This is a genomic window from Wolbachia endosymbiont (group A) of Clivina fossor, from assembly GCF_964026865.1.
Taxonomy (GTDB): domain Bacteria; phylum Pseudomonadota; class Alphaproteobacteria; order Rickettsiales; family Anaplasmataceae; genus Wolbachia.
Window position 1 is genome coordinate 1,220,971 of the sequence record NZ_OZ034707.1, and the last position, 21,524, is coordinate 1,242,494.

The window sequence follows — 21,524 nt, forward strand, 5'->3', positions numbered from 1 at the left end:
CTTAAACTCCTTCTTTCTCTACCATGAGCTGTTTTACTTTCGCTATTGCTCTTGCTGGATTAAGTCCTTTAGGACAAGTTTTTGTGCAATTCATTATTGTATGACAACGATACAACTTGAATGGGTCGTTTAAAACATCAAGTCTTTCACCTGTCTTATTATCACGGCTGTCAGCAATCCATCTGTAGGCTTGTAATAGTATTGCTGGTCCTAAAAATTTATCACTATTCCACCAGTAGCTTGGGCAACCAGTCGAACAGCAAGCACATAATATACAGTCGGACAAGCCATCTAATTTTTTTCTATCTTCAGGAGATTGAGAGTATTCTTTATTTGGTAGGGCAGGCTTATCTGCTTGTAACCAAGGTTTAATTGATTTGTATTGCTCATAAAATTGGCTCAAGTCCGAGACTAGGTCCTTTATCACATACATGTGAGGTAATGGATATATTTTTACATCACCTTTTATATCGTGTATAGATCTAGTACATGCAAGAGTATTGGTTCCGTCAATATTCATGGCACAAGATCCACATATGCCTTCTCTACAAGAACGTCTGAAAGTTAAAGTCGAATCTATTTCATCCTTTATTTTTATTAATGCATCAAGTACCATAGGGCCACAACTATCCATATCAATAAAAAATGTGTCTATTCTAGGGTTTTTCTCGTCATCAGCAGACCAACGGTAAATTTGAAATCTTCTGATGTTTTTTGCTCTAGCAGGAATAGGATAAATTTTGCCCTTTTGATTAATTTTAGAATTCTTTGGCAAAGAAAACTGAACCATATCACTTACCTTTTATTGTTTATAGCTAAAACCCTTTGTAGATAACATATTTTATTATCATCTACTATATTTTTATTAAATTCCTTTTAAATCGCGCACATATTGTAGCCAAGCGAAGCTAAAATTTCTCTTTCTAGATTTTTCATTATAATTTCTTCATCTTTTTTTTGGTGATCATGACCAAGTAAATGCAGTAATCCATGCACTAACATGTGTGCAATGTGAGCAAGAATAGGTATACAATACTCATGCGATTCTCTTTTTATTGTGTCTATTGAAATTGCTATGTCTCCTAAATCGCACTCATTAGACAATTGTTCACACGGAAATGATAGTACGTTAGTTGGCTTATCCATTTCTCTAAATTTTAAATTAAGTTGATGTAGCAAGTCATCATCAGCCAGAGCTATTGATATATTTGGTTTATAGTGGTCTATTTTTAATTCTTTTAGAGAAGCATTGATGACACCTAATACAAAATTTTTAGGATTTTCTATAATGCTGCACCATTTCTTGTCAAGAATATTTACTTCTAACATTCACTCATCCTTATTACTTCATTCCATTCAATTTCCGAAACTGGAGCAATTGATAAACGTGGTTGTTTTAATATAGACATATTTTTCAAAAGTGGGTTTTGTTTTATATTATTTAACGTTACTTGGTTATTTAAAGGTTTCAAAAACTTTACATTCACTAATCCGAACTTGGGATCATTAATATGATAATACTCTTTAAATACTTCAACGATTCCAAGTATTGCTTTCTCTTTACCTGTATGATAAAAAAACGCAAGATCGCTTACTTTCATAATTTTCATGTAATTTTGAGCTTGATAATTGCGCACGCCATCCCACTCAACTACCTGCTCCTTTTCCATTTTTTGCCATGAATATTCACTTGGCTCTGACTTGAGTAGCCAAAGTTGCATTATTTTTTTCTTCTTAAATAAGCCGGTATATCATAAACATTGCTGCCCCATTTAGCTCCTTCGCTTACCTGTTCAGTTGGTTTTGTTTCCAGTGTTTTGTCTTGCGTACTTTCACTGTGACTATAGGGCCACTTAAATTTCTCTTTCTCTGAGTCTTCGCTCTGACTTATAGGTGAAGTTTCTGACTTATTATTGCGACCATCAATGCCAGTTGCAAGAACAGAAACTCTAACTCTTCCCTCCATCGCTTGATCAAAAGTAGCACCAAATATTATATTTGCATTTTCATCTACTTCTTCACGCACTCTATTGGCTGCAGCATCAACTTCAAACAGAGTCATATCTCCGCCACCAGTAATGTTAATTAATATTCCTTGCGCACCTTTCATTGATACATTGTCAAGCAATGGATTGGATATTGCAGCTTCCGCAGCACTAATTGCTCTATCTTCTCCTTCTGCCTCTCCGGTGCCGATCATCGCTTTGCCCATCTCGCTCATTACTGTTTCTATATCAGCGAAGTCAAGATTAATAAGCCCTGGCATGACCATCAAGTCAGTTACTCCTCTAATGCCAATATGCAGAACATTATCAGCAAGTTTAAATGCATCAGAAAATGTAGTTTTTTCATTTGCAATTCTAAATAAATTCTGATTTGGAATGACAATAAGTGTATCCACGTATTTTTGCAGTTCTTCAAGTCCAAGCTCTGCAATGCGCATGCGGCGCACACCTTCAAAACCGAACGGTTTAGTTACAACTCCAACAGTCAATATCTTTTTTTCTTTTGGCGCTCTATCCTTAACTGCAGCTCTTGCTTCTCTGGCTGCTTTTGCAATTACCGGTGCTGCACCGGTTCCAGTACCACCGCCCATTCCTGCTGTGATGAAAAGCATATGACTATCTTTTATATGCTCCATAATTTCATCGATTGATTCTTCTGCTGCACCTTTGCCAACATCAGGCAAAGCACCAGCACCAAGACCCTTAGTTAAATTAATGCCAAGCTGAATTTTTTTATCACATAACGACTTTTCTAGTGCTTGAGCGTCGGTATTTGCGACAACAAAATTCACTCCTTGCAAATTAGATTGGATCATGTTATTCACAGCATTTCCACCAGCACCACCCACTCCCACAACGGTAATCCTTGGGTGTAATATAGGTAACTCCGGCAGACTAAGATCAATAGACATTTAAATTACTCAAATTTAGCGAATTCACTTGATAGTAAGTTACCGCTTTTTTAATAATATGCAAATACTTTTCACTTCTATAGGCGTAAACAGTAAACGGGATTTACTTATTCTTAATATTTATACTAATAAGTGCTATTTTATAATTACTAGATTTTTGGATGATATTACTTCAAAAAAATAGAAAATGTTTACAAAAAGGGACAGAAACCTATCCCTTTTTGTTTTGTTGAAGTTATAATGTACTTTTTCCTTCTCCTTTCCATGCTTCAACCACAACATCTTTTAATTTTGAGGCAACTTGATATGTTCCATAAAGAACAGCAGCTGCAGCAATTGCCATTATGGCACCTGCAACTATCTGACCAGCAACACCTGTTCCGATAAATCCAGGTAATGAAGCAGCTATTGCTTGATTTGTCCCAACAAAGTAGCTGGCAGTCTTAGCAAGAAACCCAGAAGCTTCTGCTGCACTAACAAAGCCTGCTTTCATATGCATTGCTGTAAAGACAACACTTGCAACTGCAAGCGGAAATAATGCTGTTCTTAACTTATTATCCTTAATATACTCACCAAACCCACCAGCAGCACCTGTAACTCTCCAGTGTCCATTATCAGGTTTTTTATATCCCTCTGAAATAGCGCGAAAAACACTATGTTCTCGTTCGTAATTATATTTTGTTAATACCATAACTCTACTCCTTAAATAGAATGTTAAAATTTCATTAAGGACAGTATATAATGAAACAAATTGTCTGTCAAGTAAACTAATTTTTTAATATATCCTTATTCTGTAATTCAGCGCTTCAGCAATGTGTGCTCTTTTTACTTCTTCACTTTTTGCAAGATCTGCAATGGTTCTTGCAACTTTTAATACGCGTGTGTAGCCTCGATTGGAAATGTAATTTTCTTTCAGTACGTATTTTAGCAATTCTAACCCTGCCTGATCTGGTTCAGTAAATTTATTAAATGCTTCACCGCTTACTTCTGCGTTACAACGAACATTCAATTTACTATAACGCTCAGTTTGAACTTTTCTTGCTGCTATCACTCTTTCTCTTATGATTTTAGTACTTTCTCCCTCCACAGAGATTTCAGGAGAGAGTATGCTAACGTTTGGCATTTCAATGCATATGTCTATTCTATCAAGCAATGGTCCTGATATTTTGTTTTTATAATCTGTGCCACACTTTGGAGCTTTGTTGCACGATCTACTTGCATCACCTAAATAACCGCACCTGCAGGGATTCATTGCAGCTATAAGTTGAAAATTGGCAGGGTAGGTTATGTGAGCATTTGCCCTTGCAACGGTAACTTTTCTATCTTCAAGTGGTTGGCGCAGAGAATCAAGCACAAGTCTTGGAAATTCAGGTAGCTCATCAAGGAATAACACGCCATTGTGAGCCATAGTGATTTCTCCAGGTTTTGCATTCTTTCCTCCCCCTATCATTGCTGGCATAGAGCATGAATGATGAGGTTCACGAAAGGGGCGAGTTACTTTGAATATTTCATTACCAGTTTTTGTTATGCTGGAAATAATATTAACATCAATCATCTCCTGTTCGGTCAAATCAGGCAGCAATCCTATAAAGCGCTTAGCAAGCATTGATTTTCCAGTACCAGGAGGGCCAACAAGAAGCATATTATGCCCACCTGCTGCTGCAATTTCAGCTGCTCTTTTTGCAACAACTTGGCCTTTGATATCCTTCATATCGGGAACCAATCTTTTTTCTTTGGGTGCATCACTATAATTAAAAATTACTGGCTGAATTAATTGCTCACCCTTAAAGTGTCTGATAATATCAGTTAATTTCTCTATAGCTAGAATTGAAACATTCTTTACCCATGAAGCCTCTACTCCATTTCCCCTTGGGCAAATTACTCCTTTATTTGCCTTTTTTGCATTAATTGCTGTTGGCAGTACTCCTGAAACTGGAATAACTCTGCCATCAAGAGCCAGTTCACCCATGATTATATAAGACTGAACTTTTTCAACTGGTATCACATTCATTACAACAAGTAGTCCAATAGCAATAGCCAAGTCATAATGACTACCTTCTTTCAGCAAATCCGCAGGGGAGAGATTAACTGTAATTCTTTTTGGAGGTAGTAGTAGATTGATTGAATTTAACGCTGCTCTGATGCGCTCTTTAGATTCCGCAACAGTTTTATCCGGCAATCCAACAATATTAAAAGCTGGAATACCATTTGCCATATGAATTTGTGCATTGACATTTACTGTGCTAATTCCCTGAAGCGCAACGGTATTTATATTTGCAATCATAATATATTATATAAAATTGTTAATATAATATATTAAAGAAGTGATGAAGTAAAGGCTACAGCAATTAAAGATGGCTTAACTTAGCAAAAAAGTGCATAGTATCCTATCACTTTGCTGATTACAAAATGTTTATAAGGATAATAACTTTTCTTTTGCTATACTCAAGCGCGGTTTTCTGTGGTGATTGTAATTTTAATTTACCATACTGTGGGCTCAGTTGTAATCTGGATCTATCATATAGAAATTTAAGTAATATAAAAAAATTGTTGAATAACGACGATAAGTTTGTTGCGCTTACGTTTGATGATGGGCCTTCCAACAATAGAGTAAACGATATTATTAATGTTCTGGAAAGCTATGAAGCAAAAGCAACGTTTTTTGTGCTTGGTGAACGTATAAATAAAAAAACATATGAGATAGTAAAGAAAATCCATGAAGCAGGTCATGAGTTAGGCAATCACTCTTGGTCGCATAGGAAGTTGACATCACTTTCAAGTGAGGAACAATTGCAAGAATTGGAAAAGACAAATACAGCAATTAAAAATGCAATAAAACAAGATGTAAAATGGTTTCGCCCGCCATATGGATGTCATGACGATAATCTGATTGAAAATACTAATAAATTGGATATGTATTCGATATTATGGACAGTTGATTCGCTAGATTGGCAAGGTGATAAACCAGAAGCTTTAGTTGAAAGAGTTTTAAGTAATGTACATAATGGGGCAGTTATACTGTTTCATGATCACAATAACAGATCAAACACAATTGAAGCTTTACCTCATATTATTAAAATACTGAAAAAATCGGGTTACAAGTTTGTTACCTTAAGTGAGTGGGAGGAAAGGGTTTGTAATACGGTAAAAGCCAGAAGTGTAACAATAAAAGAGGGGGAAAAAGTGCGTTTTGAAGGAATGTTATGTGGACAAAAAACAAAGTCTTTAACCGCAGAGCATTCATATTAGGTGGTATTCAGCTTACCATTTCCGCTATTTTTAGCTATAGGTTATATAATTTACAAATACGAAACAGACAAAAGTACGAAGCACTATCTAATAGTAATAGAATAAGAGTCGCTACTATTATGCCTCAGCGGGGCAAAATTTTAGATAGGAATAGCACTGAACTTGCGGTAAACAAAATTTCGTATGTTGTTCTGTTTGATGGGCAAAAAACTTCTGGTGAGGAGGTCGATTTGCAAACATTATCAGAAGTCGAGTCTAAAATAGCAAGATCGTCAGAAACAAAAGTAACTGCTCTTTATAAACGTTATTACCCGTTTGGTTCAATATGTTCTCATGTAATTGGATATACAAAAAGACAGCAAGGCATAAACGAAGTAGGAATCAGCGGTATTGAATATACATATGATCATATATTGAAAGGCAAGTCAGGAAAATCTGAGCAGGAAATAAATTCTAAAAAACGCGTCATAAAAGAATTATCAAGCATACCACAACAAGACGGACAAGATGTACAGCTAACAATTGATATTAATCTGCAAGAGAAAATCGCAAAGGTATTTAAAGATCACCAAGGCTCCGCAGTGGTAATTGATGTAAGTAACGGAGAAATTTTAGCACTATATAATTCACCTTCTTACGATAATAATCTTTTTGCAAGTAGACTATCAAATGAGACTTGGGAAAGCTTGAATGCTCCTTCATTACCACTTGTGAATCGTGCATTGTCGTATCAAATTCCACCTGGTTCAATATTTAAAGTAATAGTTGCGCTTGCGGGTTTAAAAGACGGGATAATAACACCAGAAGAGAAATTCTCGTGTAAGGGCTATATGAAAATAGGTGAGCGGAAATTTCGTTGCCTGAAAAGCAAAGTCCATGGGTATGTATCTTTAAATGAGGCAATGGCATTATCATGCAACACTTACTTTTATAACATAGGAAAAAAAATAAGTGTAGACTCTCTGGTGGAAATGGCCAGAAAATTTGGTATTGGCGGTGGGTCGCTGATTGGAACGTTTAAGGAAGAAGCTCCGGGATTGTTGCCCGATAGAGATTGGCGCGCACGAAAACTATATTCGCAGTGGTATTTAGGTGACACTATCAACTTAGTTATAGGACAAGGGTATTTGCTTACAACACCACTGCAGCTTGCAGTTCTTGCAGCGAGGATTGCAACAGGAAAAGAGGTAATTCCCCACATTGAAATGAGTAATACAGTGCAAAATTTCCCTGACATTGATGTAGATTATGAGCATTTTAGCATAATTCGAAAAGCTATGTTTGACGTGGTGAATTCTAACTATAGAAAAGGGCTAAGCGGCATACAAATTGCCGGCAAAACCGGTACACCAGAGATAAACTCTAAGGGTGAAAGTCATAAGTTATTTATCGCTTATGGTCCTTACCATAACCCGCGCTACGCAATCTCTGTGTTTATAGAACACGGCAAAGCCCCGCGCCAAGATGTTGCTATGGCTAATGAGATATTTCAATACATGCTTGAAAAGTAACTATAAATATTATGGCTATTACTTGTCGTGTATTATCTTAATATAAACATTAATTTAGTCATAAACTATTGACGAATGATGATAATCTAGTTATTATTAAATTATCATTAACAAGTGAAGTAAAAAATGCGTACATCAAATCTTGGTCCTTTAATTGCTGTTTTATCATTATCTGCATTTAGTTTCACAGCTGGTCAATATCTTCCTTATGTTATTACAGCAATTTCTGGTTCCGGTGTTATTGCAACGGCTTCTTTAGCGATTTTTACTGTTTCTACAATTGTTGCGCTGGTTTCAACAGCATATCTTATTAAACGGGCCATTTCTATAGCTGGTAATGAGAAAAAAATAGATCTGAGTGGAAAAGAATTTGATCAGTCTGACCAACAACATACTGAATTTCCAGAACCAACAAAAAAATCTGTGTGTGAAAATGGTACTGATCTGAAGAATAAGTCAAGTACGCCTACTCTTTCACAACATCAGCTAACACTTGGTGTAGCAATTTCTAAAAAGCCGCTAACTGGTGCTGCACCACCACCTCCTCCGCCTCCACCAAATAGTGCACCGCCACCCCCACCTCCTCTACCAACTGGAGGTTTGAACAGTTGGAAGCCATCAAAGGATGATGATACTAGTGAAAGATCTCTTGGTGGTGCTTCACCAAAAAATGCTCTTCCTACTAAACTCATACCCCCAAAAGATAACAAGCAAGTAGCTGTTGATCATAATGCTATTATACAAGGAAAGGCAAAACTTAAGAAAGTAGATACTAATGCGCAAAGAAAAGAGGAACAAAAGCACGATGGAGGAATAGCTTTGATCCTTGCAAGAAGGGCGGGAATTGAATACTCAGATAGTGAAAGTGAGCGTTCTGGTTCTAGTAGGGATTCAGATTGGAGTTCAGATGAAGGCAAAGACAAACAGAAAGAGCAGAAAAAGAAGGTGCTGACAAAAAGCAGGAAAAAATCTACGCCTTCAAATTCCCAATCAGACGATGAAAAAGGAACAAGCACTTCCGAGAGTGGTTATAGATCTAATGATGTGGGTCAACAATATCCTAAAATTGCAGCTTTGCCAAGCCACCAACCAAATACAGAAAAGCCACCAATACCTCCTAAGCCTGCTAATTTACAAACAGGACCTCAAGCTCCTCCTGCAACAACAGTGACTGAGGTGAATAGTGAGGTGAAAGATCCATCTACTCTTCCTTTTAAGGATCGCAAGGCACAGTTTGAGGGCAAATGAATTTCTTCCATTTGCCCTCTTCATAAGTAGCTATACAACAAAGCCCACTGGGATCCAGAAAAAAGGATGGTGTCATCCAAGTAGCTGACACTGGTTCCTTTATGACGGCAGTGCCCAGACACTGGTTCACTCTATAATAGTATCATTCCAGTGCCCCTTTCTCCTGTCATCCGAGTAGCTCCTTTCTTGTCATTCCAGTGCTCCTTTTTTTGTCATTCCAGTGCGTGACACTGGAATCCAGCCTTTTCATAATCATCAAAACGTTGTATTTTAACATAAAACGGCTACTTTTCACTTACTAACTTAGCTAGATCCCAGTGCCCTCTTCTTGTCATTCCAGTGCGTGACACTGGAATCCAGCCTTTTCATAATCATCAAAACGTTGTATTTTAACATAAAACGGCTACTTTTATACTCACCAACTTAGCTAGATCCCAATGTCTGGGCACTGGGATGACAAAAAAAGGAGCACTGGAATGACACCTCTCTTGGGCTCTTTTAGCTACAAATATTTAAGAAATTTACCAAATGAAAAAAAAGGCAAAAGAAGCCCCGAGTAGCGAGTTTTGACTCTATATTACTGTAAGTGGCGCTGTAATAATGTGCTGACGCTTAGTTTAAGCGCGGTTTGGCTGAATGTAGAAAAAATTTAAAAGACATGCAGCCGCTATAATTTTATGTAATCCGCCAATAAATACCCTAAGTTTTTTACTGAATTTTGTCATTGAGCCTGCAGGTCAAAAACAAGTTTTGAGTCATGAATACCCTTATTGTCATAATAAGGGGGCTGGCGGAGTTTGTCAAGTGGTTTTTTTGTTTCATCCAATGCGCTGCCAAAAGTTTGTTATGCAAGAATGCATAGTATCCTAGCCATTTCTCACAGATTCATTTAAACTTAATCAAGTAGGAGTATTATTAACGCGAAAAGGGTTCAATTAGAGACTTAAGTGATATGGCGCGTGAGGAAGATATAAACCAATTAGTAGAAAATGGATTTGATATTAACTCAAAAGATGCAAGTGGAATCACTCTCTTGCATAAGTTCACAAAAGAAGGGGATTTAGTTGGAGTAAAATCATTGCTAGAGCACGAAGCTGATTTTAATGTCGTAGACAACGAAAATAGAAACCCACTGCATTACGCCATTGTGCATGGACACAAGAAAATTGCTAAACTTTTTGTTAATCAACTGACAATCAATTCCAAGGATAAAAATGGATTCACTCCACTGCACCTTGCTGCACTACAAGATGACACGGAATTAATAGATTTTTTGATAACAAAAGGCGCAAAAATTAATGAAAAAGACGCTAAAGAGGGCTATACTCCTCTTCATATAGCTTCACTATACGGTTCTAAAAAAAGCGTCCAAATTTTAATTGATAGCGGAGCAAATCTCGAATGTGAAGATAACAATTTTCGCACTCCTTTGTTTTTAACTATCTATCAATGCACTGCACATTATGACAGCAGAGCAGAAATTATAGAATATCTGATAAAGAAAGGTGCAAATATAGAAGCCAAAGATGCAGAAAATAACACTACGCTTTTCCTAGCAGCGTATAACAACAAAATGCAAATAGTTAAACTTATTGCAAAAAGACAGCAAGCAAGTAACGATGAAATTAAACTTAAAGAGTTTTTTTGCACAAAAAACAACCATGGTTTTGATGCATTAGATTGCGCTATTGAGCATAATAATAGAAAAATGGTAACATTTCTTGTATCAAAAGGAATAGATGCAAATGATCAAGATTTTAATGGCAACGCCAGGCTGCATAAAGCTAGCCATAATGGTAACACTAAAACAGTTAAGCTCTTATTGAAGCTTAAGGTAAACATTAATGCTGTTACTAAATGTAACAGAACTCCCTTGCTACTGGCAGTTAAAAAAGGCCATACAAAAATTGTGAAAATGTTATTGGAAGTTAGAGCCAATATGAACATTTGTGAGCAACAAGGTTTTGCACCTCTACATCTTGCTGTTCAAAAGGATTATTTTGATATAGCTCAGCTGTTAACAGAAAAAGGTGCAGACCTTAACATTAAGTGTAATAACGGTCATACCGCAATAGATATATTTATTAGCAAGGCTCATAGCAAAAAAAACATCGAAGAAAATTACAAAAAATTTTGTAGATTTTTGATGCTTTACCTGAAAGAGCTACATAGTAAACACAAAGCCTGTTGTATACTTTCAACCCTAGCTCTAAGCTTAACAATTATAGGCTTACCATTTATTTTTAAGCCTATTATTAAATATAGAGAAAGAAGTAAAATATATAAAAAAACTAAGGCTATGCTGGAAAACTTACTCTACATTTAAGTACAAGAGGGGCGTACAAAAAAACATATATAGCTATACCGCCACGGCGCTAACGAGTAGCGGAATGACGAGTTACTATACCGCCGCGAACCGTCATACCGTGATTTATTCACGGTATCTCTAGATCCCGCTAACACGTAGCGGGATGACGGTTTTTCAAATCGTCGGTAAATCTAAGTCAGTTTAGCTATAGCCAGTGCAGGTCAAGCTAATATATGACAATTATCTGTTGAATGAAAATGAGATTAAATACATTTTTAATATTTTTATAGAAATCTATTAGTATAGATCTATATGCTGTTCTAATGGCTATTTTTAAATGCTTAATACTCCTCTTCATTATTTCTTGCACACACCTGCCTACTAAGCAATATCTCACTAATATAGGCAACGAAGATCATCATGATATAGGTGAGCACGATTATTCGTTGCAGCAATACAACACCTCTTTGGAGATTAATGAACCGGCAATACCAGAAATTATGCCTTTACCAATAGAGTTTCCCGATCTCACAATCAGTAATCAGCTTATTTCTATTAATGTTAGTGAAGAAGTATCAGTAAAAGATTTGCTGATTGAGATAGGAAAACTTTCTGACGTTAACTTGGATATAGACCCAAAAATATCAGGTAATATTATTTTAAAGCTAAAAGATAAGAATATAAATGAAGTAATTCAGAGTATAGCAAATAGCGCCAAATTGCGTTACTCAACAAGCAATGGTGTAATTAGAATTGAGCAGGACTTGCCATACGCGCAAAATTATTACGCAGACTTCATTAATATTCAACATTCTGCTCAAAGCAGTTTCGTCATTAGTAACAATATTACTAACAGTGATGGAAGTCACACTGATAGGGACTATAACAATGTTATGAAGTCTCAATACAGTAGTGACTTATGGAATTCATTAGAAAAAGGCTTGAATGCAATAATGGATGTTAACGGGGTGGATGATGGCGAATTCCTTTCATCCAACAGAGAAGCTGGTGTTATTATTTTGAATGCTAGAAAAGATATCCATAAAGCTGTTGAAGAATATATTAATAAGGTTAAGAAATTAGCGTCTTCTCAAGTAATGATAGAGGCAAAAATAGTTGAAGTTGTGTTAGATGACAAATATCTTTCTGGTATAAACTTAAATGACTTACGTGATGGAACTAAGTCTATAATAAATCAAGATAACTCCATTATTAACCTAGCAATGAACTTTGGTGCGAGTGATCTAGGAGATTTAGTAAAAAATTTAGACAAATTTGGCGCTTCAACTGTAATTTCAAGCCCTAGAGTACATGCTATAAATAATCAGCAAGCGATGATTTCATTTACCAAAAACCATATTTATTTTACTTCCGATATACAAAAAGATACTAGAAACTCTAATCAGACCTTAATTACCAAGATGAATAGTGTTCCAATAGGTGTTGTGCTAATAATCCACCCAAGCATTAACATTGATACTAGTGAAATATTCATGGATATACATCCAACTTTATCAAGAATTAACGGCTACATTAAAGATCCAGATATAGAGTACATCGCACAGCAGAGTAAAATGAAATTAAATAGCGACATTCCAATTGTTGAAATCAGAGAAATGAACTCTATGTTAAAAATTAAGAGCGGTGAAATTATGGTAATCGGCGGGCTTATAGAACATAGAGAAGATAAGCAAAGCTTTAAAGCTACATTACATCAGAAGTCAAAAAGGCTAGCGAATAACATTAGAACAGTAGAAACTGTCATTTTTTTAAAAGCAACAATCGTACCAACATTTGGTTTGTTAGATAGAAAAGATAAGAATTTATATATATATTAAATCACTACTAAAAATTAAATATCAAACCAACTTCAATATTATGAGTGGATATGTCATCTGCAACAGGTATCGGAACGCTAAAGTAACGATAGCCGAGAAAGGTTTTGACTTCTGGGATTATTGAATAGTTAATACCAAGCTTTATTTGATAAGCAAACCAAGGAACATTAAGTGGCATTGAACTTTGGGGTGATCCATTAATTCTTTTTAATCTAAAAACTGTTGGTCCTATACCAAGGCCGATGTATGGAACAAATTGCGTATCCTGAAAGCTGGGATTATAATATAAGTTTAACAAAAATGCAAATATACTTGCTGATTTATCAAATACCAGAGGAGAATTACTATTTTCAATATTGGCTCTAGAATACATGGCTTCAAAATCAACTCGGCCATTTTCTCCAGCATAGTAACCTAAAGATATGCTGTTAACCCATTGGAAATCAATTTTACCATTAAATTCTTTTATGCTTTTAATTTCATTTGCCACTATATTTTTTATCATAAAACCATAATGACTTTCAACTAAAGTTAGGACTCTCTCCCCTATTGCCTTTATACCCTTTACAAATGTTTCTGAATTATCATGGTATACCTTACCACCGTTAGCACTAACATAAAAATCAAGTTTTTTTGATTTTTCTTTTGTAGGCTGCTCATTATCAGCTTGATCTGCAATACGTGACCACATATTTTTCTGATCAGCTACTTGGAGAATAGAAGGTTGTTCAGTAGGACTACTTTCAAATTCTTGATATTTTAAATCATTTATTAGTATTTTTTTCTCAGTAACCTCTTCAGAATGCATTACATCTTCATTATTGTCCGTTTCTAGTTTTAAGAGTTGTACTTGCTCAATGTGTGTATTACTAATATAAGTAATAAAAAAATAGACACATGGAATGAAAATCAAAAATAAAGTAATAGATATTTTAGTTATCACAAATGAACCCATAATTATCATTTATAGTATAACTACTATATCATATATTTCTTTAATGTACAAAAATTAAGAAAGAATATTTCCAATTAGATAATTATTTTCCACTCCTTTAACATTAACTTTCACAATACTCTTGGCTTGAGCTTTTGATTCAAGCTTTACTAATGCAAAATTTTCTGTTCTACCGACATTATTTTGCTCAACCAGAACACTTTGTTCAGTGCCTATCAAAGATTGATAAAAGCTACTCATCATTTCTCTATTCATTTCTCTTAAATTTTTTACTCGTTCTTTACGCACATTCTCTGGTACTTGTGGCATTCGTGCAGCAGGTGTATTCTTCCGCTCTGAATATGGAAAAGCATGTAGGTAAACTATATTTGTTTTTTTCAGTAAATCAACTGTATCCTGAAACATTTCATCAGTTTCTGTTGGAAATCCAGCAATAATATCAGCGCCAAATGCTATATTAGGCCTCAAACTCTTCATTTTATGACAAAATTCTATTACTTGTTCTCTGTTGTGACGACGCTTCATTCTCTTTAGTATTAAATTGTTACCAGACTGTAGACTCAAATGTAAATGAGGCATAAGTCTTGACTCATTAGCTATTAAATCCATTAATTCGTCGTCAACTTCAGCAACATCGATAGAGGAAAGTCTTAGCCTCTTCAACTCTGGTATATCTTTTAAAACTCTCCTAATCATTGAACCAAGTGATGGCTTAGCAAACAAATCTGTACCAAAGTCAGTAATATCAACACCTGTAAACACTACTTCTTGATATCCATTTTCTACAAAGATCCTAATTTGCTCTATAATACTGTTTATTGGCACAGATTGATTATTCCCTCTTGCCTCAGTAATTGAGCAAAATGTGCAGCTATGATTACAACCATTTTGAATTTCAATAAATGCCCTTGATTTATCTTCAAATCCATTAATTAGAACAGGTTCTGATTTGTTTACTTGGTTATCACTGACTAAGATTTTATCGTCATTTAGTAAGTAATTTTCAGCTTTTAGCTTATCTTGATTACCGAGCACTTTACTTACACCAGGAATGCTACTGTAAACTTCTGGATCCAACTGAACAGCACAACCAACTACGATAATTTCTTTACTTGGGTCGTTTTTATAGATCTTACGTATTTTTTGCTTTACTTGGCGTTCTGCTTCGTTTGTCACTGCACAGCTATGCACCACAACAACATTTTTTCTTTCTGCTTTTTTTAATGCTTCTTTGATTAACTCACTCTCGTAAAAATTTAGACGACAACCAAATGTTATCACTTCATTCATGCTAGTATTTTTTAGACCTTACAATTTAAATTATATCACACATCCAAGCAAAGTCATTAAGCCTCTTGCATGACCATTGTTTTGGTAGATAAATGCTATGCAAGCAGCAGACACTGGGATGGCTTTGTTGCATAGCAACGTAAGTTTTTTCCAGAGTAAATAATTTTATGCGACTATTTCAAATTTAGGCATACCAATTGCAGTAAATTTGTTCATTAAGTAGCATTTAATAAGTAGTTCCTTCTCTCTATTTGTCTCAGATTTATTCTTAAAACTAAACCCAAATATTCGCTTCAACCTTGAGAAAAATCCTTCAATATACGATCTTTTTCCGTAATTTACTTCTTCTTTCCATCTTTTTATACCATTCTCACCATGTAATTTCATTAACTGAATAGCGGCATTTCTATCAAGCATATAATCCAATTTTGGATGCTCTGCTGCGTTGTTTTTCGGAGGAATTTTCGTTTTTATGCCATATTGATTACACAGCTTATAGAGCTTTTATAGCATATTTAACATCAAATTTCCCCAATGCTCCATAGTGATCAGAGTAAACGCCATTACTGTATTTTGTAGCTATGACTTGTTTGCTCAACATTATGTGCAATTTTCTTACTTGTTTATAGCCGCGGTACTCTCTATCTTTGCTATTCTCTTTGCTGTGTGTTGTTGTATATACTAATTCCTGTACTGTCTATAGCAATTTCGATATCTTCCATGTTATTTTTATCAACTCTGCAATCATTGATCTTAATATCAAGTTTCTTTTGATGCTTGTGAATAGCTGCAAATTTTTTCCTATTTGTTCAATGTATCCCTCTAAAAATCCCACTCAAACCTATTCTGAATAGATGGGTTATTATATGTATCAAAATTACCACTTTGTTGCTGTAAATATTGTTGCCACCCTACATTTTTGGCCCAATTTCATACCAATTTTCTATGGCTTCGTTGATATAATGAAAAATATTTCCTCTTTTTTCTAGAAATTTGTTATATTCTCTATGGTTACTGACTCTCATTTTTTGTGGCATATTTATCCTTAAATCGTCATTTTATAATGAATTTAGTCAGTAATCACTAGTTTTTCTGCTGCTATGTAACAAAGCCACCCCAGTGTCATGCTACTTGAATGACAAGAAAAAACCCACTGGGATAACAAGACTGAGATAGACTAGAAATTAAACGCTACTCCAGCTTCTGCACCAACAGTGCTGTAAAGAACTTTGAGCTCCCCTTTGTCTTTGCCTGCAGCAGCATCTTTATCAAAATGAGCACCGTAAGAGCCAAAATAGCGAGCTCCAGCGTAAAGTTTGACTTCTGGAGTTACATCATAACTAACACCAGCTTTCACTTGACCAGCAAAACCAAATTTATAGGTTTGACTATCCACGGCTGTCTTTAAAGGAGTGCTAATACGCGCTGCACCAACACCAACACCAATGTATGGAGTGATAGGCATATCTTCAATTGCTATATCGTAATAAACGTTAACTAGCCCTGAAATTGCTGTTAAATTATCTGCAACTGTATCACCTACTACATCTGCATCTTTATTCAACCATGAGTAAAGCCCTTCAACGTCAACCCTGATGTCGTCCATTTTATAACCAAATGCACCACCGCCAGCCATAAAAGATGCTTTTAAGGGACTATCCTTTTCTTTGTCTTTGTTATGTGTAATACCTCCAATGTCTGTGAAAAGAGGTAAAATTTCACCGTTGTATTGCAAACGAACGTAGTAGCTAGTTTCTTCATCACTTATTGGACCAACAGGATCTGAAAAAGCAGAGTTTGATAAACTTAGCAACGTTGCTAAAGCGGCTGCTGAAAAAAACTTTTTATAATGCATAATTGTCCTCGTAAAAAAATTAAAATTCCACTTTAGCAGTCTAAGTAACAACTAAAGTTAAGTCAAGTGCTAACTTAATAACACAAAATATTCTACATTTTAACTAATTTTTAGGAGAAGACAAAGATTTTATTAATGAATAAATAGAGTTACACGACTTTTGATTTTTTGGTATAGCTAACACAGGTAAGATTTACTATCGAAAGACCTCGTCATCCCGCTGCTTGTTAGCGGGATCTATAGCTAAAGTAGCTTAGGTTTACCTACAATTTGAAAAACAAAAATTCGTCATTCCGCTACGTGTTAGCGGAATCTATCCGTGACGGTATGACGTAGGGCTGTGCTAGCTATAGGCGTATTATATAAAGAAGTACTAGCGTTGAAAATATTAAAAAAGAAATACTTACACTAAAAGAAACTTCAGTAGTATAGAAATAAATTCAAAAAGGAAGTTTGAACCCAGGTGGTAAACCCATCATACCTGCAAGATCAGAAGTTGCATTTGCCATATCTTCTTCTGCTTTTTTAACGGCATCATTAAACGCTGCTGTTACTAAATCCTCTACTATATCTTTTTCCTCATTTCTCATAAGTTCTAAGTCTATGTTCACCTTTTTAGCTTTATAGCTACCTATTTTTATGACTTCCACTAATACAGAAACTTTGCCACCACCAGAAATACCTTGAAACTCTTTCCCAACATATTTTTCTTGAGCTTCTGCAAGCTTTTTTTGCATCTCTTGCGCTTGTTTCATTATTTGACTAAAATCCACAACTTACTCCTTATTTTCTATATTAACTACTTTTGCACCTTTAAATATATCAAGTATATCCTTAACTGCAGGTGCATAATTTAAATTACTCACTTCCCTATTTATATAACCCGTATCAACTGTAATAACCCACTCCTGCTGAGTCACCTGGTTTAAGTAATTTTTTAAATCATTGCAAAAATTACTATCCAACTTAGATACAGCTTTTAATTTTAAATATCCAGGTTTACAATCTATTAATTGTAGATTATTACACAGTTGTTTGTAAAGATAAATTTGGTTACTCCGCCTTAATAGTTGCAAAACTTTGTCAAAATCATAATTTTGTTGCTGTTCATTTCCTATACTATGCGTATTTCCCTGCTGTGCATTCTGCGAAAGAATTTTTTTGACCACTTGTCCCGGAGAAGGCAGATCAGAAAGATAACAGAGGCTAATTAACATCATTTCAGCAGCAACATCGTTGCATGTTGAAGTTTTTATATCTTGAATACCTTTAAGCAACACCTTCCACAATCTCGAAAAAAATATTAAAGACTTCTTTATACTTAAATCTTTTATCCTGTTCTTTTCATACTCTGTAACTGCATTATCAATTTCTTTTGTAATCAAAAAACGGCATACTAACTGAATTGTTTGCAATAGACCTTCAAAAATACTAAGTGGGTTTGCTGTTTTTATCGCCTTGTCAAACACTGATAGAGCTTTCTGTAAATCACCTTCTAATATTGCTCCTAATAGATCGAATATAATATCTTTATCCACTAGGCCAAGTATGTCTATCACATTTTTAGTGGATATTGCACCATCTTTGCTATATAGCACTGCTTGATTCATCAAAAACAAGGCGTTACGCATTGAATTTCCAGAATGTCGTGCAATTAACTCTAATGCCCCCTTTTCAATGGAATAACTCTCTTTTTGTGCAACATCATTTAAACGTTCTACTATTTTAGCTACAGGAATGTTGTGTAAATCAAATCTTTGACAACGTGCAATAATAGTTATTGGTATCTTTTTTATTTCTGTAGTTGCTAAAATGAATTTTACACTAGAGGGTGGCTCTTCTAGGGTTTTAAGTAATGCGTTAAATGCACTGCTGGATAACATGTGTACTTCATCTATAATGTAGACTTTGAATTTAGAGCTTATAGGTGAATAGCAAATATCTCCCAGGATTACTTTAACATCGTCAATGCTAGTGTGACTTGCTGCATCGATTTCAATTACATCTGGATGGCTTGAATTTTTTATTGCTAGACAATTTTCACATGATCCGCAAGGTTCAAAAATTGGCCCCAGGGAACAATTCAAACATAAAGCTATTATCCTTGCAGTGGTGGTTTTACCAACTCCACTACTACCAGAGAGCAGTATAGACTGTGGGATTTTGTTTAAAATAAAAGCATTTTCTAATACACGCACTAATATATCTTGACCTACTAGATCTTTGAAGCTACTAGGACGATGTTTTAATGCTATATTCATAGCCTCGGATAAAACAAATAATGAAATAGGTATGCAACCCAAAAAGGTTCTGATATGGCTGCTTCATTTCTGATCTGACCAAATTACAGAGTTTTTGCCTGCATACCTTATAAAATATTATACTTTTTTTTTTATTTAGCAAGGTATATCCTATATTAACCTTAATAATTTATATGTTATACCAATTCCTAAAAATAAATAGACGAATAAAGAAAAATTTCTAAAATAGAATAATTTAAGAATTAGTAGGGAGTTATGGCAGGAAAAAGTAAAGCAATAGGAGAAGAATTATATAATAAGTGTAACCTGGAATTAAAGAAGCACGGCATAAGAGGAGAGATAGGAAGAAGATTACAGGCAATAATATCTGCAAAAGAATATGGAATAACAAAAGTTGCTCAAATATACCGAATTACTAGAACTACATTGATGAAGTGGATTACAAGATTTAAGGAAGGAGGAGTCAATGCGTTTAAAATACAACCAGGACGTGGAGTAAAGCCGAAGTTGAGCTACAAGCAGCAAGAAGAAATTAAAAATGTCATAGCAGAAGAAGGAGCCAACCTAACGGCTAAGAAATTAAAAATCATAATTGAGAAAATGTTTTCTATTGAGGTAAGTAAGTCTACAGCACATAGACTGATGCAAAAGTTAGGTTTTTCGTATATTACTCCAAGGCCTGTGCACAATAAACAGGATAAAAATAAACAAGAAGAGTTTAAAAAAAAATCTTAATGAAACTATTGTCACGTATCCCGAAAAAGAGCTATTTTTCTTCGATGAGTCGCGGTTTGGCACACATTCAAAGATTGGACACGGGTGGTTTAAAAAAGGCATTAGGACACAGGTTAAGGTAAAATTAGGTAGGCAAAACTTTTATCTCTATAGTGCAGTTAATCCTAGAAATGGAGAGAGTTCTAGCTTATTCGTACCAAACGTCAATACTGATTGTATGAATATATTCCTTGAGCAGATGTCACAATATTTAGGAACAAGGGAGGCATTTCTTGTTGTGGATTGTGCAGGATGGCATAGATCCAAAGGTTTAAAAATACCACAAAATATTACCTTAATCTATTTACCTCCATATTCACCAGAGTTAAATCCAGTAGAGCGTTTATGGCAATATTTGAAAGACAATCTCATTAAAAATAGAATATATGACTCTGTTAGTTTATTGGAGGATACTGTATGTGCATTCATTCGTAATATTACGGAAAGTTCGATCAAAACCATTTGTTCTGTGAGTTATTTGCCTACTTATTTATGAGATTTAGTATTAGATCTCTTGCAACATTACTTTGGATTAAACAACTGTTACCTAAAATACTCTTCTCTTGTCATCCCAACTTGGATCCAGAGAAAAAAGATGTGGATTTCAGTGTCACACACTGGAATAACAACCTATAGGTACTGGGATAACAAAAGAGGAATATTATGATTTTATATCATTTTCCTCTTTGTCCATTTTCACGAAAAGTTAGAACTTTTCTAAAAGAAAAAAAATTAGGCTGCGATCTAGTGTATGAAAATCCGTGGGAAAAACGGAATGAATTTATGGAGATCAATCTAACTGGGCAAGTACCAGTATTAATAGATAATAACTTTGTAATAGCGGATAGTAATGCCATTTGTGAATATATAGAAGAGACTTACAATAGCGACGTCAAATTACTTGGTTCATCCACTATTATTAAGTCTAAAATACGCGCTCTAATCAATTGGTTCGACAACAAATTTTACAATGAAGTTACTAAGTATATTATGAATGAAAAAGTAATTACTAACCGCAGCCCTGACTCTAGATTTCTTCATGCAGCTCAGCATAACCTGCCTTGCCATATGGAATACATCGAACACTTAATTAACAAGAACGTTTGGCTTGCAACTGATAAGTTCACTTTGGCTGATATTGCTTTAGCATCGCATATTTCCGTAATGGATTATGTAAGTAGTTTTCCATGGGAAAAAAGTAAAATTTTAAAAGAATGGTACTCCATTGTTAAATCAAAGCCTTGTTTTCGTGAGATATTATTAGAGAGAGTTTCCGGTTTAACCCCTCCTAAACATTACGCTGACCTTGATTTTTAAC

At 35.0% G+C, this 21,524-nt stretch carries 20 protein-coding genes and 1 other RNA gene; 7 read left to right on the plus strand and 14 right to left on the minus strand.

All coding sequences use genetic code 11. From position 1 onward, the window contains the following. Position 1: 1 nt before the first annotated feature. From AAGD99_RS06035 to AAGD99_RS06060, 6 genes are all read right to left on the minus strand, one after another. Positions 2 to 790 carry a succinate dehydrogenase iron-sulfur subunit gene (locus AAGD99_RS06035; RefSeq protein WP_253309311.1) on the minus strand — a complete coding sequence of 263 codons (789 nt, stop codon included), beginning with the start codon at positions 788 to 790 and terminating at the stop codon, positions 2 to 4. Between the two features lie 86 nt (positions 791 to 876). Further along, a complete protein-coding gene (gene ybeY, locus AAGD99_RS06040; protein WP_253309310.1) occupies positions 877 to 1,329 on the minus strand; it encodes an rRNA maturation RNase YbeY in 453 nt (150 codons plus the stop codon). Continuing rightward, complete coding sequence (locus AAGD99_RS06045) at positions 1,323 to 1,721, minus strand: EVE domain-containing protein (protein ID WP_253309309.1); 399 nt, start codon at positions 1,719 to 1,721, stop codon at positions 1,323 to 1,325. Before AAGD99_RS06045 ends, ybeY begins: the two co-directional genes overlap by 7 nt. Beyond that, positions 1,721 to 2,917: a cell division protein FtsZ gene (gene ftsZ, locus AAGD99_RS06050; RefSeq protein ID WP_253309308.1), complete on the minus strand. Its 1,197-nt coding sequence runs from the start codon at positions 2,915 to 2,917 to the stop codon at positions 1,721 to 1,723. The genes AAGD99_RS06045 and ftsZ overlap by 1 nt, the downstream gene beginning before the upstream one ends. A gap of 235 nt (positions 2,918 to 3,152) precedes the next feature. Next, positions 3,153 to 3,608: a hypothetical protein gene (locus AAGD99_RS06055; protein ID WP_341822885.1), complete on the minus strand. Its 456-nt coding sequence runs from the start codon at positions 3,606 to 3,608 to the stop codon at positions 3,153 to 3,155. An 84-nt stretch (positions 3,609 to 3,692) separates the two neighbouring features. Further along, positions 3,693 to 5,201, minus strand: a complete 1,509-nt coding sequence (locus AAGD99_RS06060) for a YifB family Mg chelatase-like AAA ATPase (protein ID WP_264731608.1) — start codon at positions 5,199 to 5,201, stop codon at positions 3,693 to 3,695. A 125-nt stretch (positions 5,202 to 5,326) separates the two neighbouring features. Here AAGD99_RS06060 and AAGD99_RS06065 point away from each other — a divergent pair, with 125 nt between their 5' ends. The 5 genes from AAGD99_RS06065 to AAGD99_RS06085 all read left to right on the plus strand — a co-directional run bounded on the left by AAGD99_RS06065 (position 5,327) and on the right by AAGD99_RS06085 (position 13,071). Next, on the plus strand, positions 5,327 to 6,166 hold the full coding sequence (locus tag AAGD99_RS06065) for a polysaccharide deacetylase family protein (RefSeq protein ID WP_341822886.1): 840 nt from the start codon (positions 5,327 to 5,329) through the stop codon (positions 6,164 to 6,166). Next, positions 6,121 to 7,677, plus strand: coding sequence for a penicillin-binding transpeptidase domain-containing protein (locus AAGD99_RS06070; protein WP_264731604.1), 1,557 nt, complete (start codon positions 6,121 to 6,123; stop codon positions 7,675 to 7,677). Before AAGD99_RS06065 ends, AAGD99_RS06070 begins: the two co-directional genes overlap by 46 nt. A gap of 126 nt (positions 7,678 to 7,803) precedes the next feature. Continuing rightward, positions 7,804 to 8,925 carry a hypothetical protein gene (locus tag AAGD99_RS06075; RefSeq protein WP_341822887.1) on the plus strand — a complete coding sequence of 374 codons (1,122 nt, stop codon included), beginning with the start codon at positions 7,804 to 7,806 and terminating at the stop codon, positions 8,923 to 8,925. A 952-nt stretch (positions 8,926 to 9,877) separates the two neighbouring features. Then, a complete protein-coding gene (locus tag AAGD99_RS06080) occupies positions 9,878 to 11,251 on the plus strand; it encodes an ankyrin repeat domain-containing protein (protein ID WP_341822888.1) in 1,374 nt (457 codons plus the stop codon). 305 nt (positions 11,252 to 11,556) lie between these two features. Next, on the plus strand, positions 11,557 to 13,071 hold the full coding sequence (locus AAGD99_RS06085) for a secretion system protein (RefSeq protein WP_341822889.1): 1,515 nt from the start codon (positions 11,557 to 11,559) through the stop codon (positions 13,069 to 13,071). Positions 13,072 to 13,078: 7 nt separating this feature from the next. Here the strand turns inward: AAGD99_RS06085 and AAGD99_RS06090 are convergent, their stop codons facing one another. From AAGD99_RS06090 to ffs, 8 genes are all read right to left on the minus strand, one after another. Then, on the minus strand, positions 13,079 to 14,014 hold the full coding sequence (locus AAGD99_RS06090; protein WP_341822890.1) for an outer membrane protein: 936 nt from the start codon (positions 14,012 to 14,014) through the stop codon (positions 13,079 to 13,081). A gap of 66 nt (positions 14,015 to 14,080) precedes the next feature. Beyond that, a complete protein-coding gene (gene mtaB, locus AAGD99_RS06095) occupies positions 14,081 to 15,316 on the minus strand; it encodes a tRNA (N(6)-L-threonylcarbamoyladenosine(37)-C(2))-methylthiotransferase MtaB (protein ID WP_253309241.1) in 1,236 nt (411 codons plus the stop codon). A gap of 165 nt (positions 15,317 to 15,481) precedes the next feature. Then, positions 15,482 to 15,808 carry a transposase gene (locus AAGD99_RS06100; protein ID WP_341823221.1) on the minus strand — a complete coding sequence of 109 codons (327 nt, stop codon included), beginning with the start codon at positions 15,806 to 15,808 and terminating at the stop codon, positions 15,482 to 15,484. 419 nt (positions 15,809 to 16,227) lie between these two features. Then, positions 16,228 to 16,353 (minus strand): hypothetical protein, encoded by a 126-nt coding sequence (locus AAGD99_RS06105; RefSeq protein ID WP_264732015.1) that lies wholly within the window; start codon positions 16,351 to 16,353, stop codon positions 16,228 to 16,230. Between the two features lie 140 nt (positions 16,354 to 16,493). Then, on the minus strand, positions 16,494 to 17,171 hold the full coding sequence (locus AAGD99_RS06110; RefSeq protein ID WP_341822891.1) for a P44/Msp2 family outer membrane protein: 678 nt from the start codon (positions 17,169 to 17,171) through the stop codon (positions 16,494 to 16,496). A gap of 440 nt (positions 17,172 to 17,611) precedes the next feature. Continuing rightward, positions 17,612 to 17,926, minus strand: coding sequence for a YbaB/EbfC family nucleoid-associated protein (locus AAGD99_RS06115; RefSeq protein WP_064125278.1), 315 nt, complete (start codon positions 17,924 to 17,926; stop codon positions 17,612 to 17,614). 21 nt (positions 17,927 to 17,947) lie between these two features. Next, complete coding sequence (gene dnaX, locus AAGD99_RS06120; RefSeq protein ID WP_341822892.1) at positions 17,948 to 19,432, minus strand: DNA polymerase III subunit gamma/tau; 1,485 nt, start codon at positions 19,430 to 19,432, stop codon at positions 17,948 to 17,950. A gap of 21 nt (positions 19,433 to 19,453) precedes the next feature. Further along, an RNA gene (gene ffs / locus AAGD99_RS06125) (signal recognition particle sRNA small type) lies at positions 19,454 to 19,543 on the minus strand. 144 nt (positions 19,544 to 19,687) lie between these two features. Between ffs and AAGD99_RS06130 the strand changes: the two genes are divergently transcribed. Next, positions 19,688 to 20,702 (plus strand): IS630 family transposase gene (locus AAGD99_RS06130; RefSeq protein ID WP_341822214.1). Its coding sequence is split into 2 segments (ribosomal slippage): positions 19,688 to 20,152 and positions 20,154 to 20,702, totalling 1,014 coding nucleotides; the frame shifts between segments, so codons are not numbered across the junction. 167 nt (positions 20,703 to 20,869) lie between these two features. Continuing rightward, positions 20,870 to 21,523: a glutathione S-transferase family protein gene (locus AAGD99_RS06135; protein ID WP_341822893.1), complete on the plus strand. Its 654-nt coding sequence runs from the start codon at positions 20,870 to 20,872 to the stop codon at positions 21,521 to 21,523. The last annotated feature ends 1 nt before the right edge of the window (position 21,524 follow it).

What these genes read in the sequence shown, in the direction of transcription:
- AAGD99_RS06075 (WP_341822887.1), top strand. Translation starts at nt 7,804, where the DNA reads ATGCGTACATCAAATCTTGGTCCTTTAATTGCTGTTTTATCATTATCT.
- dnaX (WP_341822892.1), bottom strand. Translation starts at nt 19,432, where the DNA reads ATGAATATAGCATTAAAACATCGTCCTAGTAGCTTCAAAGATCTAGTA.
- AAGD99_RS06110 (WP_341822891.1), bottom strand. Translation starts at nt 17,171, where the DNA reads ATGCATTATAAAAAGTTTTTTTCAGCAGCCGCTTTAGCAACGTTGCTA.
- AAGD99_RS06070 (WP_264731604.1), top strand. Translation starts at nt 6,121, where the DNA reads ATGTGGACAAAAAACAAAGTCTTTAACCGCAGAGCATTCATATTAGGT.
- AAGD99_RS06085 (WP_341822889.1), top strand. Translation starts at nt 11,557, where the DNA reads ATGGCTATTTTTAAATGCTTAATACTCCTCTTCATTATTTCTTGCACA.
- AAGD99_RS06105 (WP_264732015.1), bottom strand. Translation starts at nt 16,353, where the DNA reads ATGCCACAAAAAATGAGAGTCAGTAACCATAGAGAATATAACAAATTT.
- ftsZ (WP_253309308.1), bottom strand. Translation starts at nt 2,917, where the DNA reads ATGTCTATTGATCTTAGTCTGCCGGAGTTACCTATATTACACCCAAGG.
- AAGD99_RS06115 (WP_064125278.1), bottom strand. Translation starts at nt 17,926, where the DNA reads ATGAAACAAGCGCAAGAGATGCAAAAAAAGCTTGCAGAAGCTCAAGAA.
- AAGD99_RS06080 (WP_341822888.1), top strand. Translation starts at nt 9,878, where the DNA reads ATGGCGCGTGAGGAAGATATAAACCAATTAGTAGAAAATGGATTTGAT.
- AAGD99_RS06065 (WP_341822886.1), top strand. Translation starts at nt 5,327, where the DNA reads ATGTTTATAAGGATAATAACTTTTCTTTTGCTATACTCAAGCGCGGTT.
- AAGD99_RS06045 (WP_253309309.1), bottom strand. Translation starts at nt 1,721, where the DNA reads ATGCAACTTTGGCTACTCAAGTCAGAGCCAAGTGAATATTCATGGCAA.
- AAGD99_RS06035 (WP_253309311.1), bottom strand. Translation starts at nt 790, where the DNA reads ATGGTTCAGTTTTCTTTGCCAAAGAATTCTAAAATTAATCAAAAGGGC.
- ybeY (WP_253309310.1), bottom strand. Translation starts at nt 1,329, where the DNA reads ATGTTAGAAGTAAATATTCTTGACAAGAAATGGTGCAGCATTATAGAA.
- AAGD99_RS06060 (WP_264731608.1), bottom strand. Translation starts at nt 5,201, where the DNA reads ATGATTGCAAATATAAATACCGTTGCGCTTCAGGGAATTAGCACAGTA.
- AAGD99_RS06135 (WP_341822893.1), top strand. Translation starts at nt 20,870, where the DNA reads ATGATTTTATATCATTTTCCTCTTTGTCCATTTTCACGAAAAGTTAGA.
- mtaB (WP_253309241.1), bottom strand. Translation starts at nt 15,316, where the DNA reads ATGAATGAAGTGATAACATTTGGTTGTCGTCTAAATTTTTACGAGAGT.
- AAGD99_RS06055 (WP_341822885.1), bottom strand. Translation starts at nt 3,608, where the DNA reads ATGGTATTAACAAAATATAATTACGAACGAGAACATAGTGTTTTTCGC.